This window comes from Polaribacter sp. ALD11 (assembly GCF_002831685.1).
Taxonomy (GTDB): Bacteria; Bacteroidota; Bacteroidia; order Flavobacteriales; family Flavobacteriaceae; genus Polaribacter.
Genome location: NZ_CP025119.1, coordinates 1,218,568 through 1,233,912, shown reverse-complemented (window position 1 = coordinate 1,233,912; position 15,345 = coordinate 1,218,568). Strand labels below are relative to the sequence as shown.

The 15,345-nt window shown below is 28.6% G+C and carries 12 protein-coding genes and 1 pseudogene; 7 read left to right on the top strand and 6 right to left on the bottom strand.

Annotated elements, in window-relative coordinates; genetic code table 11:
* Nucleotides 1-251: 251 nt before the first annotated feature.
* The 6 genes and pseudogenes from CW731_RS05550 to CW731_RS05525 form a co-directional block, all read right to left on the bottom strand.
* Nucleotides 252-1,079: a hypothetical protein gene (locus CW731_RS05550; protein WP_100945794.1), complete on the bottom strand. Its 828-nt coding sequence runs from the start codon at nucleotides 1,077-1,079 to the stop codon at nucleotides 252-254.
* Nucleotides 1,080-1,085: 6 nt separating this feature from the next.
* Nucleotides 1,086-1,451 (bottom strand): hypothetical protein, encoded by a 366-nt coding sequence (locus tag CW731_RS05545; RefSeq protein ID WP_232734732.1) that lies wholly within the window; start codon nucleotides 1,449-1,451, stop codon nucleotides 1,086-1,088.
* A gap of 354 nt (nucleotides 1,452-1,805) precedes the next feature.
* On the bottom strand, nucleotides 1,806-2,492 hold the full coding sequence (locus CW731_RS05540; RefSeq protein WP_100945792.1) for an MltR family transcriptional regulator: 687 nt from the start codon (nucleotides 2,490-2,492) through the stop codon (nucleotides 1,806-1,808).
* Between the two features lie 1,345 nt (nucleotides 2,493-3,837).
* On the bottom strand, nucleotides 3,838-3,987 hold the full coding sequence (locus CW731_RS15555) for a hypothetical protein (RefSeq protein ID WP_157812194.1): 150 nt from the start codon (nucleotides 3,985-3,987) through the stop codon (nucleotides 3,838-3,840).
* 201 nt (nucleotides 3,988-4,188) lie between these two features.
* Nucleotides 4,189-4,380, bottom strand: coding sequence for a hypothetical protein (locus CW731_RS05530; RefSeq protein ID WP_100945790.1), 192 nt, complete (start codon nucleotides 4,378-4,380; stop codon nucleotides 4,189-4,191).
* Nucleotides 4,381-4,562: 182 nt separating this feature from the next.
* Nucleotides 4,563-4,938: pseudogene (locus tag CW731_RS05525) on the bottom strand (DUF3703 domain-containing protein).
* A gap of 659 nt (nucleotides 4,939-5,597) precedes the next feature.
* On the opposite strand from CW731_RS05525, the gene CW731_RS05520 reads away from it, so the two are divergent.
* The 7 genes from CW731_RS05520 (at nucleotide 5,598) to CW731_RS05490 (ending at nucleotide 15,343) form a co-directional block, all read left to right on the top strand.
* Nucleotides 5,598-6,815 carry a site-specific integrase gene (locus CW731_RS05520; protein ID WP_100947638.1) on the top strand — a complete coding sequence of 406 codons (1,218 nt, stop codon included), beginning with the start codon at nucleotides 5,598-5,600 and terminating at the stop codon, nucleotides 6,813-6,815.
* Nucleotides 6,816-6,818: 3 nt separating this feature from the next.
* Nucleotides 6,819-8,087, top strand: a complete 1,269-nt coding sequence (locus tag CW731_RS05515) for a hypothetical protein (RefSeq protein ID WP_100945789.1) — start codon at nucleotides 6,819-6,821, stop codon at nucleotides 8,085-8,087.
* Between the two features lie 133 nt (nucleotides 8,088-8,220).
* On the top strand, nucleotides 8,221-8,505 hold the full coding sequence (locus tag CW731_RS05510) for a helix-turn-helix domain-containing protein (RefSeq protein ID WP_100945788.1): 285 nt from the start codon (nucleotides 8,221-8,223) through the stop codon (nucleotides 8,503-8,505).
* A gap of 5 nt (nucleotides 8,506-8,510) precedes the next feature.
* Entirely contained in the window at nucleotides 8,511-9,404 is an 894-nt protein-coding gene (locus tag CW731_RS05505; RefSeq protein WP_100945787.1) for a hypothetical protein, read from the top strand.
* A 112-nt stretch (nucleotides 9,405-9,516) separates the two neighbouring features.
* Nucleotides 9,517-12,219 (top strand): DNA methyltransferase, encoded by a 2,703-nt coding sequence (locus CW731_RS05500; protein WP_100945786.1) that lies wholly within the window; start codon nucleotides 9,517-9,519, stop codon nucleotides 12,217-12,219.
* 3 nt (nucleotides 12,220-12,222) lie between these two features.
* On the top strand, nucleotides 12,223-14,160 hold the full coding sequence (locus tag CW731_RS05495; protein ID WP_100945785.1) for a DEAD/DEAH box helicase: 1,938 nt from the start codon (nucleotides 12,223-12,225) through the stop codon (nucleotides 14,158-14,160).
* Nucleotides 14,153-15,343, top strand: a complete 1,191-nt coding sequence (locus tag CW731_RS05490; RefSeq protein WP_100945784.1) for a GIY-YIG nuclease family protein — start codon at nucleotides 14,153-14,155, stop codon at nucleotides 15,341-15,343. Before CW731_RS05495 ends, CW731_RS05490 begins: the two co-directional genes overlap by 8 nt.
* The last annotated feature ends 2 nt before the right edge of the window (nucleotides 15,344-15,345 follow it).

Sequence of the window (15,345 nt, the reverse complement as noted above, 5' to 3'; positions counted from 1 at the left end):
TTATTTTTCTAAATTCTCAAAAATGTAAACAAAATTCTTTCAGAATTTTCCAATCTTCAGAGAGTGTTCCGCAATTTTAAATTCAGGATTTGAGTGATTGAGCTATTTTTGGTAACGTTTTTGTATATGGTTTGTTGCGTGTTTTAAGCAACTAATTTAGTAAATAATTACCAACCAAGAAAGTCCGCGAGGACTTTCGCAAGTAGGCAAGAAGCCAGCAATAAATTATATACGGTGTTGTAGGCAGTTTTTTATCCGATTGCTGTTATTGAATTCGCTACTCTTTTTTCATTCCCAATTGGTGTAGTGTAATATCTTTGTTCGATTCCAAACATTAATAATTTTAGACTCTGTTCATTTCCAATATCAAAGCATTTATCTTCTTCTGAAAACTCTAAATCTTCGCAATACACTTTTATATAATCATAAATTGATGTTTTTTGTGCGTTACTAAAATTATTAAAAGTATCCATTGCCATAGCGATACGTTTACGATTTGCTTTTTGCACTCTTTCAGCACTATAATCGTCTGTTAAATTAATAAAATCATTTTCTAAAAAGGTAGCAGTATCTTCTTCTGTTGCTTCACGATATAAAGTCCCTATTCCACTAAAAATAGTTGTAATTGAAGTTAATTTTTTAAAATATAATATGTCGTTAATTTTATCATAAATAGCATCTGCTAAATCTTTTATAATTATTATAGGATTGTCAGTTTGTAATTCAGGTTCGTTTGATATGTGAAACCATTTTCGATTTACTGTTTGACTCTTTGATAATTTTTGAAAATAATAATAGCGATTGCTTTGATATGAACATAAGTAACTTAATCGAGAATAGTCAGCGTTTGTAATTTGGTTAAATTCGGCTGAATTAAAATCGTTAGTAATCAAATCTATTGAGTATTCGGTTTCTGAAAAATTGGTGATTGCAAACCATTCATCATCCTCCAATTTGTAGTTAGTGTCATAAGCGTGTGGATTGTCTAAATCGTTTGGTAAATCAAAGATATTTTCGCCAGACATTAGTTTTACAATTTGTCCGTTTCTTATTGATTTTTTGGCGAGTAAGTGGTTCATATTTTTTTAAGTTAAGTCAATAAAAGTAAAGTCATTAATTCTTTTTAATTTCTCAAATTCTGTGTTTTTAGGGTCTTTTAGTATTTTACGAGTTATAACGAAAATTTTTATTTCGTTAGTCGTTGTTAAATAATAAAAATGATATTTAAAAATTAGGAATAATGGATTAAAATATAATGTTTGTGATAAGAAAGTAAAAACAAATAAAATTGCAAAAACAAAAATTAAAGTATCGACATAGGGAATACTTAGAGCAACGAAAAAATAGCCTAAGTAACTTGGCAAGAATGCATTATTAGCCTGTTCAATACTTTTTATTGTTCCTTTTGATATGTTGTCTTCTCCTAAATATTTAGCTATTAATAAACTCACAAATGTCAAAATAATAGGAATTAAAAAGTATAGAGCATAGGAAATGTAATTCGGTAAACAATATAGTTTACAATGAAAATCGTTTATTAATACTTGTTCTTTTACTAGATAAATTACAATTATTAAAGATGTAGCATTGAATGTCAGTAAAAGTCTATAAATAAAATTCATTCTATTTTAGTTAATGGTTTTGTCAAATTGCCTACAACGTTGTTGTGTAAGATTAGTTGCGTGTTTTAAACACTAAAGTTAGTAAATAAATCACAGATAGAAAGTCCGCGAGGACTTTCGTAAATTGGCTAAAACCAGCAATTAATTTTACACGGTGTTGGTGCCAGTATTTTTTTCGGAATATTAAATATTCGTATCTGCTTTATCTTTGATTTTGTTTTTCATAATATTTATAGTTTCAAAATGAACTTCTTCAATAAATTTCATTAATTGTTCATTTGAAATATTTTCACCGTGAATTTTTTTGGCTTTTTTTATAATTTCATTTATATGTAATTTGTTTTCATCTAATGAAATTATGTCAGAATAATTTTTAGTTAATTCTTCTACTTTTGTTAATTCAAGTTTTCGGCCTTGAATTTCACCAAGTAACATATAAACATTATTAATAAATATCTTTCTTGGTTTAATTTTTCTATCTCCAGAGTAAATTGATGTTTTGAGAGAATATATTCGTTGTTTTATGACTTTCTCTTCTAAAGAAATACTCTCATAATTATGACCACATTCATTTCTGATTTTCCTTATAATATTCAAATCATCCATTGTTCTTTTTGAAATTAAACCCAATGAAAATGCTAATCTTATTCTTGAAGAGAATGTTGCTAAACTTCCTTGACCACTTAACATTTCATCTAATGTTTTTTTACTTCCAATTAAATAATCTTTGAACATTTCCTCAAGTTCATAATCTAAAAAAGAAGTTGCCATTAGAACACAACCTCTGTCAGATTCTTTCATAAGTTCAAATCTTAATTTGATTGATTTTTCAAGCGATTTTAAGGAGTCAATATTTACCTGTTTTTTCATTTTTCCTAAATTTTCATAGAATTACTTGGATTCAGTTTTATATTGGCACCAACGAGTTTGTTTATGGAAAGTTGCGGTTTTGTGTGCGAGGATTTTCCAACGGAAAATCAGAAGTACATAAAAACGCAACGAACTTTTAGTTAAGCACTAATTTAGCAATTTTTTATAAACGGTGTTGGCAAATGCGTATTTTAATTTCTGCTTAATTTTTTCTATAATTTTCTACTTCTTCTTAAAATATTTTCCTTTTTTTATAAGATACAGTTCTAAATTTTTCTTTTAAAAGTGTTTAATTTTTTACTTTGGGATTTTGCTCTAATTTTTCACAAGAGTAAAAATTCCACAATTTGTTCAATTCCGCAAACTTGCTAAATTCAGAACTTGAGTAAGAATTCCAGTATTTTACTAAATTCCGCAATTTTGGTTTTTCAGCGTTTGAGTAAATTCTTGTTATTAAAATTCTAATACTTTCCCATTTTTACAAATTTTAACGAGCGAGAGAGTTTTCAATATTCTAAATTTTTGTTTTTTCGACGTAATAAGATTAAAGAATTTTGAATCACAAATTTTAAGCAAAACCTTTATTTAAATAACTTATGTTTTTTTGGCGACTTTCAACCAGTTTTTGCCAACGTTGATGTATAAGCTTTGTTGCGTGGTTAAGTAGTGGATTTACTAAATAAAATACGAACGGCGAAATTCCGAAGGAATTTCCCAAGTGAGCCAAAACCCGCAATAAAGTTTATACGGTGTTGGCAATAGTAATTTCTCCGCATTTCTAATTTCATGTTTTATTTTCTAAATTTCTCCTACCTTAATTTTTTCATTATTTTAGATTACACAACTTGCTCAATTCCTATTTTGTGATAATTTCGTAATAATTTAGATCTTTAAATTTATTTCCATGAAAATTACTCAATTCCGTATTATTGGAAATTATAAAAGACTTTTTCAGGGTTCAGTTCGATTTTTTATAATTGATATAATCAATTTATAACAATATATAATTCCGAGTAAAAACGTAACCCCGCTAATCCAATATTCAGCTTTTGAGTAATAACTAATTCCAGTAATTATTCCAAATACGGTCCATAATAGGTTCGTAAGTGTTTCATTTTTATTCAATTCTTTCAATTCTTTCAATTTTTTCAATTCTTTCAGTTTTTTATTATTGCCAACGTTGTTGTATAAGATTAGTTGCGTGGTTTAAGCACCAAAGTTAGCAAATAAAACACAGATAGAAAGTCCGAGAGGACTTTCGTAAATTGGCTAAAACCAGCAATTAATTTTATACGGTGTTGGCATTTCGTTGTTTTTATTCAGACTTCTAATTTTATTCAGTTTTTTATTCAACTTTTTCAAAATTACCTTTGCCATCATTAAACCCATCTTTAAAAGATTTTTTAGTTCCTTCCCAATCCATAACTGATTCAATTATAAATATTGTAAAGATTCCTAAAAGGAAAAAAGCGACATCTCTTTTTGTGATTTTCATATTTTATGTTTATAATTTTATTTGGCTAAATTCCGTTTTCTGCTTTTTCAGCATTTGAGTGAATTCAGACAGCGTTTTATTTCGTAATATTTTTCAATTTCGATTGAGTGAACAATTCCGCAACTTGCTAAATTCTGCATTCGATTCAGGTTTTGTTTTTCAGTTTAGTTTGAGATTTGACGATTTAAGTAAAATTCAAATTTAGTAAAGATTATATTCAGAATTTTTCTTTTCTTTTTTTAAATGTTCTGTTAAGCGTTTTTGCTCAACAATTTTTTCTTTTTCCGTCAAAAGCTTATTTCCTTTAATTTTCTCTTTTAAAGAATTGTAATTTTTCTTTAGAGATTCAATATGGTCATTTTGTCCAAAAGAATGTAATTTTAATTCTTCCATAATTTTCGTTTTTTTGAGTTCGCTTGTCAATGAATGCCAACGTTGTTGTATATGATTTGTTGCGTGTTTCAAGCAACTAATTTAGTAAATAATTACCGACCAAGAAAGTCCGCGAGGACTTTCGTAAGTAGGCAAGAAGCCAGCAATAAATTATATACGGTGTTACCCAACGTTTTTTATTTTCAGATTAAATTAATTCCTGCTTTTGCAAAAATATCTTGCAATTCCTTTTCAATCGGAAATGTTTTAAAGGTGGGACATTCGCTCCTCCAGGATTTCCAACTGGAATTTTTCCAACAAACGATTTTACACCTCCAAAATTAGACGTGGAATTTGTCCGATTATTTCTTTTCCGCTTTTGATTTTAATTCCGAATTGTAACATTTTCCAATGTGCAAAAGTATGAGCGTAAGGATATTTTTGTCCGATTATGTGCGCTCTTTCCAAATGATTCCACGCACTTTTTAAATTTCCGTTTGAGTATTCAGTTCCGTATTTGTCTAATTCCGCTTTGTAATACGGTTTCAGACTTTTAGGCATTAAAGCATAGAATTTCATATCGTTTATTTAGATTTTAAACTTAACCATATTTTTCTATAATTCAAGAAGTGAATAATGCAAGTTTCACGTAACTCAAAAAATTGTTGACCTGACCTTTCAGACACATACCATTCAAAAAAGCCATCATCAAAAACATCTGGCATTATTTGATAATAAGGCGATTTGCTTTCTAATTTTACTTTATCGGATTTTCCCCATTTTCTGTGAGCTCCTTGAGCAAAAACATAATCAATTCCAGTATATAATTTTAAAAATTTTCTGGCTTCTTTTCATTAAGATATTCATTTTCTAAATCCATTATTTCTTATGTTTTTTGGTTGAGTTCGGTTTTTTTTCAAATGTTGGGTAACGTTGTTGTGTTATGGAAAGTTGCGTTTAAAGTGAACGGCTATTTTCCGCAGGAAAATAGGAGTTTACAAAAATGCAACTAACTTTGGTTAAGCTAAAAATAAGCAATTTTTTATACACGGTGTTGTCTAGTTATTATATTCATTTTCTTTATATTTCTATTAAATCCTTATAAATAAAGGGTTTTGTTGTTTTTCATAATGCAAAGTAATGTAATTAAATACAATAAAACGCATTGTTTGTTGTACCTAATGTTGTACCTTGGTGTAGGTTTGCAGCCTATTGCACTATCTATAAATCAATATGTTATGTCTTCAATAAAATTAATTCTTAAAAAAAACAAGATAGATAAATCAGGTGAAGCACCTTTATATATTAGATTAATAAAAGACCGTAAAACAAAATTTATTTCTTTGAGTTTAAAATTAAACCCAAATGAATGGGATGAAGATAAACAAAAAGTTAAAAAGAATCACAGTAATTCTTCAAGATTAAATGCTTTTATATCTCAAAAAGTAGCGGATGCAAAAGGAGATGTTGCAGACTTAGAAAGAAAAAATAAATCTGCATCAGCACGAAAATTAAAAGAAGCAATAAAAGGGAAGCCATTAACTAATTTCTTTGAGTATTCATATAACCGTTGTGAAAAACAAAAAGACACACTTGCGTTATCAACTTATAATAACTACAAAAACTATCTTAAAAAGTTTGAAAAATATATAGGTCATAAAGATTTAATGTTTGAAGATATTACGGTAACTGCTTTAAAAGATTATGCAGGTTACTGTAGCACTACTTTAGGTAATAATAACACGACTATAAATTTTTCTTTAAAGATTCTTAACTTAATGTTTAAAGAGGCGCAGAGAGAGGACTTAGTGCCTTTAAGTCATTTTCCTTTCAGTAAGTTTAAAGTAAAAAAAGCAAAGAGTACAAAACGTTATTTAACAGCAGAACAATTAGATGCTTTTATTAAATTAGAGGTTTCTGGTAAAGCAAGAGCACAAGTTATAAAAGATATGTTTATCTTTTCAGTCTTTGCAGGTGGTTTAAGGTTTGGTGATGTAATCGAGTTAAAATGGAATAATTACAATTCTAAAGAGCAAAAAATAACAAAAAATATTCGTAAAACGAATAGGCAGCATAGTATAAAGATAGGTCAAAAGGCTATTGATATTTTAGAGAAATATAAAACATCAGATACTAAACAGGATGATATAATATTTCCTTTCGCAAATATTGATAAAGATTATTTTATAGATAGAGAGCGAAGAGCAAAAGTTGTAGGGCAAGCAATTGCATTAAGCAGTATGTATTTAACAAGAATGGGTAAAAGTTTAGAATTACCTTTCTCCTTAACATTTCATATTAGTAGACATACATTTGCTACCAGAGCGTTAAACAATGGTATGAGAATAGAATACGTATCTAAACTTATGGACCATTCAGATATTGGAATAACACAAGTATATGCAAAAATTATAAGTAGTGAATTAGATAAAGCAGTAGATAAATACATCAATTAAGTTATGAGAGAGTTTTCTAAAGAAGAATTATTGATACTTGAAAAAAGTGTTAAACAAATTGAAAATCAAATTTCATCTGGAATTTATGAAAAAACGGATAAGGATAGAATGTTATTCGCATCTTGTCTTAATGATGAAGAGAAAGAAAAATTAACAAAAAAGATGATTAAGAAGCAGCAGAAGAAATTAGCAAATTGTCCTGCTGATATTTCTGTATATATAACAGCTTACATTAATCCAAGTGAATTTGATATTGGTAATGGTGATTATCATCAGTATAGAGAACTAATAATTAAAAACTATGTATCTTCTACACTCATTGAAGTTTGCGAAAACCTATTAGAAAATAAATTTTCTAATATAGAATCAATAGAAAATGAGAGTGAGTATTTTTGGGAGGTTTTAATAGAGTCTAATGTGTATGGAATTGATAACATACAGATAAGTGATTTTATTAAATATATGATTGTTGGAGATAAATTAATAAGCTATAAGTCTATTTTAAAAGCAGTAGAATCAGAAAAATTGCAAAAGGAATATGAGAAAACTGAACAGGATGATGATAATGATATTTATAAATTACTTGATGATGTAAGGTCAAAAGACTTGACACGTTTACAATTATTCAACATTGTTAAAGAGCAAACAAATTTAGATGCTACATCTTTAAAGTATTTCCATCACGATATAGAAGTTTATGTTTTTGCAGAAAAAGATGAATATGAAAGTAATTATTCTTTTGAACAAGTAGAAGAAGAGTTGGAGAGGGTAAGAAAAAGAGGAAACTCAGAAGAAGATTTGATGCGTTTAGGCTATATCCGTAAGCATTTAAGTTTAGGTATATTAGGTAGAAAAGAAGGTGAAGTTGTTACTTACATAGATAAAGAAAGATTACTCTTTCCTTTTGAATTTTATTCAATTTATGAAATGCAGGGAATAATAAAATCAGAATTAGCAAAACAGGATAAAGTAAAAGTAGGAGAAGATAATATTTCTAATAAAATAGATAAACTTAAAACAGACCTTTCTGTTCCTCAATTATCATTAATATTTAAAATGATAAATGATTTAAAACCTAAAATATTTAATACAAAATCTGATGCTGAATTATTTCGTTTTATATCAGCTAATTTTCAAACTAAAAAATCTTCTGAAAAAGGAATTAGTACTCAGAAATTAAGAAACGAATTTAATACACCTGAATTAAAATCTATTGAATTTTGGGAGAAACACTTGCATACAATGTTATCAAATATTAGAAAATTAAAATAAATTAATTCAAGGTAAACTCAATGTTTATAGGGAGTTCGGTTGGGGTTATATAACCTTATGTAACTGTTTTAGCTTCCTTTGTTGACTCATATTTGCTTCATATTTAAATCATTAACATTTAAAACAGAAGTAAATGGAAGCAGTAATTTTAACATCAGAACAGTACAACAACTTAGTAAATCGTTTAGATAACTTAAACGGTAAATTAGAAGAAAATTCAAAAAAACCTCAAAACGTTTTTCTTGACAATCAAGAGTTTATTCAGCTAATGCATATTAGTAAAAGAACAGCTCAAACTTGGAGAGATGAAGGTAAAGTATCATTTTCTCAAATAGGTAGTAAGATTTACTACAAAATGAAAGATGTAGAAGTCTTACTAGATAAGAACTACAACAAAGCCTTTAAAAATAAAAGGTAATCGTTTTGTATGACACAATAAAAATTAAGTATCGTGTAACTAATTTACCAATAGAAGTTTTAGAACAAAAAGAGAAACCATTTATCTGGAAAGGGTTAAAGTGGTGTCCTACTTATAATGATAAAACTAAAAAAGTAAACGGTTATAAAACAAGTGTAAGCAATTTAGATTTACGTTTAAAAGGTAATACAATATTTTGTAATAACTCGCTACAAAAATGGTATATGGGTAATAATTATGAACCATTTATTTATTCACAAGTAGTTGATGCTTTACTAAAATTAGATAGCATATTGCCTTTTAATATTTATGAAGCTAATATTCATTATGTAGCAGTAGGTGTCGTTATTGAAGAGGAAGCAAAACCAATTCTAGATACTTGGTTGAGCTTAAACGGTAAACCACCAATACCAATGTTAGGTGCTAATAAGCAATACGGTAAAAAGTTCTACCTCTCTGATTATAACGTAAAGGGTTATGATAAAACCTTTGAAGTAAAAACACACAACCGTATTAAGTTAAGTAAGCCACTATTTAGGTTTGAATTGGAAATATATACACGCAATCTAAACAAGCGTAAAAATTCCATTGGAATTTACACGGTTAAAGATTTAATTGATAAGGAAAAATATAAAATGTTAGCAGATGAGTTATTGAATAAGTACGAAAAGATAGAAAAGAAACAGAGCATTCCGTTATCTAAACTCAATAATAAAGAAAAAGAAACTTTAGCATTATTTCAAAATCAAGAAATATTAAAACAGTATAAAATAGACCATTTTGAGACGTTTGGTAATAGAAGAACTGTTTATAATAGAATTAAGAAACTATCAAATAACAAACATCTAAATTACATAAATGAGCAATTAAAAAAGAATCTTAAATACACGCTATTTTAATACTTGTAATATAACATAAAACAGGGGTAAAAACTAAATACGGTAAACCTCATTATTTAACCAAATTATATTTATATTTTTATAGTTATTATTATGAAAAAGAAAAAGATTAATGAACGCATCCCAAATAGAAAAAAACGTAACAGCATTAGTTGAAAACTTCAACCAAAAAGAATTTATATTCGACTTACTGAAAGCGTACGGTATTTCTAAAACATCAATTACACGTTTAAAGAAAGGAGATTTTAATTTATCTAAAATTGAAGGTGAAGTACTATATAAAAGTAAAATGCTTTTTAAAGAAGTAATATCAGGTTCACTTTTAAATACTATTGATGAATTAACAAAAGATATAGCTTCTTTAAAACACAATCCAAGATTTGTAATTGTAACCGATTATAAAACAGTATTAGCAAAAGATATAAGAACAGGCTTAGCGTTAGATACACCTATTCTTGAAATTCATAAACACTTTGGTTTCTTTTTACCTTGGGCAGGTCAAGAAAAATATGCGCAAACCAATGAGAATTTTGCAGATAGAAAAGCGTCCTACCAAATGGCGAAGCTCTATGATATTTTAGTTACAGAAAACCCAAATATCTATGATGATGGTGGTCATAACTTAAATATTTTTCTATCACGTTTATTATTTTGCTTTTTCGCAGAAGACACAGATATATTTTCGATTGAAGGAGTGTTTACAGATACCTTAGAGCAACATACTCAAAAAGATGGTAGCGATACACATACATTTTTAGATAGGCTTTTTAAAGTTCTTAATACAAAAGACAACAGCACAGAAGCATCACCTTTTAAAGAGTTTCCGTATGTAAATGGTGGTTTATTTAGAGATACAATAGTATCACCAAAATTCACAAAAGAAGCACGTAAAATAATTATTGAATGTGGTGATTTAGATTGGAGCGAAATCAATCCAGATATTTTTGGTTCAATGATACAAGCAGTGGTAAACCCTGCTTACAGAAGTGGTTTAGGTATGCATTATACCTCTGTTCCAAATATTATGAAAGTGATTGAGCCTTTGTTTCTAAATGAATTATATGAAGAGTTTGAAAAGCAAAAAGGCAATGCTAAAAAATTACGCCAGCTAATTTACAGGCTATCTAAACTTAAAATATTTGACCCAGCTTGTGGTAGTGGTAATTTTTTAATTATTGCTTATAAAGAATTAAGAAAACTAGAAATACAAATTTTACAAGAAATACACGATTTAGAATCTCAACAATCTATTGTGTTTACGGAAGTGAAGCTTTCTCAATTTTATGGTATTGAGTTAGATGATTTTGCTCACGAAATGGCTATACTTTCTTTATGGTTGGCTGAACACCAAATGAATAAAGAGTTTGTAGATGAGTTACATGACTTTGGTAGAGCAAAACCTATCTTACCTTTAAAAGAAGCAGGTAATATTACACAAGGGAATGCCACACGTTTAAACTGGGAGGATACCTGTCCTAAAAATGAAAATGATGAAATTTATATTTTAGGGAATCCGCCTTATTTGGGTACACGTAATCAAGATAAGGTTCAAAAACAAGAAATGAAAAGTGTTTTTCATTTAATAAAGAAAAGTGGGAAGCTTGATTATATTTCTTGTTGGTTTTTATTAGCCTCTAATTATATCACAAATACTAAAAATAAATATGTTTTTGTTTCTACAAATTCTATATGTCAAGGTGAACAAGTCCCTATTTTATGGCCATTAGTATTAGGGGATAATTTGGAAATTCAATTTGCTTATCCTTCATTTAATTGGAGTAATAATGCAAAAGGAGGTGCAGGTGTAACAGTCGTTATTATTGGTGTTGGGGTTAAAAATAATTCACCAAAAAACTTGTATTTAGAGAATAATTTAAAAAATTCTGTAAACCATATAAATTCTTATTTGGCAGGAGCGCCAACTATTTATGTAAATAGTAAAACTAAACCAATAAACGGTTTGCCTGCGATGGTAAGAGGTAATTATACGGGGTGTTGCAATGCTTTAATATTGACTTTTGAAGAAAAAGAGAAATTGATAAAAGATGTGCCTACTTCTGCTAAATTTATAAGACCATTTGTAGGTTCTTCTGAATTTATTAAAAATGATTTTAGATATTGTTTATGGATTTCGGATAATTCATTAAACGAAGCGGAACAAATACCTGAAATCTCAAGAAGAATTAATCAAGTGAGAGAAGAGAGATTAAAAAGTACTGATAAAGGTCAAAATAATATAGCGAATAGTTCTCACCAATTTAGAGAGTTTAAAGAAACAACTACACAATCAGTTATAGTTCCCGTTGTTTCTTCACAAAGGAGAAGGTATATCCCAACTGGCTTTGTAAGCTCTGAAACAATAGTTCCTAATTCTGCACAGATTGTTTATGATTGTGAAACTTGGGTTTTTGGTGTAGTTAGTTCGAAAATTCATATGTGTTGGGTTAGTACTGTCGCTGGTAGATTACGTGGTGACTATAGATATTCTTCCTCAATTTGCTACAACGTATTTCCTTTTCCAGAAATAAGCCAAAAACAAAAAGAGCAAATTAATCTACACGTTTTTGAAGTATTAGAAGAACGTGAAAAACATTCAGGCAAAACATTAGCGCAATTATACGACCCAGATAAAATGCCTAAAGGGTTAAAAGAAGCGCATCATCAATTAGATTTAGCGATAGAGCGTTGCTATCGTTTAAAACCATTTGAGAGTGATACAGAACGTTTAGAATATCTTTTTAAAGAATATGAAAAGATGATAAATAAAAATACATTGTTAGCAAAACCAAAAAGAACACGTAAAAAGAAAGCCTAATTTATGCCAGATATAGTACACATAAAATACCAACAAACAGGAAAAAGTAAAAGTACCAATGAATATGGTATGAGAGAAATGCAACAAAAAGCATTCGAGGCTCGTACTGCTCAATATTTATTAATTAAAGCACCGCCAGCTTCTGGTAAATCTCGTGCATTAATGTTTATTGGTTTAGATAAATTAATAAATCAAGATATTAAAAAGGTAATTGTAGCAGTTCCCGAAAGGTCTATTGGTAGTTCGTTTGCTAAAACAGAATTAAAGAAGTTTGGTTTTTTTGCAGATTGGCAACCTAATCCAAGATATAATTTATGTACGCCTGGTGTAGAAAAAAGCAAAGTAACTGCATTTCTAAACTTTTTAGAAAGTGATGAAAAAATACTAATATGTACACACGCTACTTTACGTTTTGCTTTTGATGCAATAGACGAAAAACAACTAAATGATTGTTTATTGGCAATAGATGAATTTCATCACGTATCTGTAGATGGCGATAACAAATTGGGTATTGTACTAAGTAGTATAATGGATAAATCTACTGCGCACGTAGTAGCAATGACAGGTTCTTTCTTTAGAGGAGATTCTGTACCTATTTTATTACCAGAAGATGAAGCAAAGTTTACTAAAGTTAAATATGATTATTACCAACAATTAAATGGCTATAATTATTTAAAATCATTAGGTATTGGGTATCACTTTTATCAAGGGAAATATACTTCTGCTATTCACGAGATATTAGATGAAAATAAGAAAACAATAGTTCACATACCAAGTGTTAATTCAGGTGAATCTGAAAAAGATAAAGAACAAGAAGTTGGTAGAATTATTGAAACAATTGGTGACATTGATTATCAAGACCCTAAAACAGGAGTGTTGTATGTCAAAAGTAAAAAGTCAGGTAAAATTATAAAAATAGCAGACCTTGTTAATGATATTCAAAAAGAAAGAGATAAAATACAAGAGTATTTGCGTAATGTAAAAAGTGTAGATGATATAGATATTATCATAGCATTAGGTATGGCAAAAGAAGGGTTTGATTGGCCATATTGTGAACACGCATTAACGGTTGGTTATAGAGGTTCATTAACAGAAATTATTCAAATTATAGGTAGGGCAACAAGAGATAGTGCAAATAAATCACATTCACAGTTTACTAATTTAATTGCGCAACCTGATGCAGAAGATGATTTAGTAAAACTATCCGTAAATAATATGCTAAAAGCTATTACAGCATCATTATTAATGGAACAGGTATTAGCACCTAACTTTAAATTTAAACCAAAATTTCCAGACGAAGATGATGATGATTCAGAAGATGACGATGATACTATAAAAATAAATGGCTTTAAGTTACCAAGTTCACAAAGAGCAAAAGATATTATTGAAAGTGATATTAATGACTTGAAAGCAAAAATAATGCAAGATGATACAATGCTAAAGGCAATGCCTGGTAATGTAGACCCAGAAGTTATTAATAAAGTATTGATACCTAAAATTATTAAAGAAACCTATCCAGACTTATCAGATGAAGAAGTAGAAGCTGTACGTCAACATATAGTTGTAGATTCTGTAATTAAAAATGGTACTATTGAAGAAGTAGGTGATAAACGCTTTATTCGTATGGCAGATAGTTTTGTTAATATTGATGATATTAATATTGATTTGATAGATACAATCAATCCATTTCAAAAAGCATTTGAGATATTATCTAAATCTGTAACAGCATCAGTATTTAAAGCAATTCAAGAAACTATTGAGGCGACAAGAATAACAATGACAGATGAAGAAGCAATTATATTGTGGCCTAAAATAAAGAACTGGATAGCAAAAACAGGAGAACAACCAAGCATTCAATCTTTCGACCCACAAGAAAGACGTTTAGCAGAGGCAATCATATTTTTAAGAGAGCAAAAGCGTAAAGCCCAAGCAAATGAGTAAAAAGAAAATATTAGCAGATATATTTAATGATGATGAGTTTGGAATTTTAGATTCTAAAGCCAAAAACTCTAATGTAAAAACTGAAGATGAACGCTTAATTGAATCGTTCCAAGATATTAATGTCTTTTTTGAAAAAAATAATCGTGAACCAGAAGCAACTAATGTAACTGAGTTTAAACTACTATCAAGATTAAAAGCATTAAGAAAAGATGCTAAAAAAGTAGAGGTTTTAAAACCTTATGATTCACATAATCTTTTAAATACCAAAGAAGAAATAAAATCAGTAGAAGATATATTAAATGATGATGATTTAGGTATATTAGATACAGATGAAACCTTGTCTATATTTAAGTTGAAGAATGTAAAGAGCGCATCAGAAAGAGCAGAAACAGATTTTACAGCAAGAAGAAAAGCAATGAGTAATAAGGATTTTGCACCTTATGAAACACAATTTAAAAAAGTACATAAAGAATTAAGAGAAGGTAAACGTAAATTAAAAGAATTTAAAGACGTAGAAAAAAACCTTGAAGAAGGTAAATATTATGTTTTAGATGGTGTATTGTTATTTTTAGAAAAAGATGGTTCAGAAGATAGGCAAATAGGTGATAGAACAAGAAAAGATGGTAGGACTATAACTATTTTTGAAAATGGTACAGTTAGTAATATGTTTTATCGCTCATTGGCAAAAGCATTATATAATAACGGAAGTATTGTTTCAGATACAGATAAAGATGCAGAAGAAGAACTTTTTAAAAATGCAAATATTGTAAATGAAGAAGATGTTCAAACAGGTTGGGTATATGTATTAAGGTCAAAATCTACCAATCCAGATATAGCAGCAATTAATGATTTGTATAAAATTGGCTTTTCATCTGTTGATGTAAATGAGCGTATTAAAAATGCTTCTAAAGAATCTACTTATTTGTATGCAGATGTTCATTTATTGGATAAGTACGCTTGCTACAATATAGAGGCGCAAAAGTTTGAGCATCTAATACATCGTTTCTTTGCAGATGTTTGTTTAAATGTAGATGTCTTTGATGATGAAGGAAAAAGGATAACACCAAGAGAATGGTTTGTTGCACCAAGACCAATTATTGATAAAGTAGTTACATTAATTTTATCAGGTGATATTGTGAAATTTAAATTTGATAGTGTTAATATGGTATTAATAGAAAAATAAAA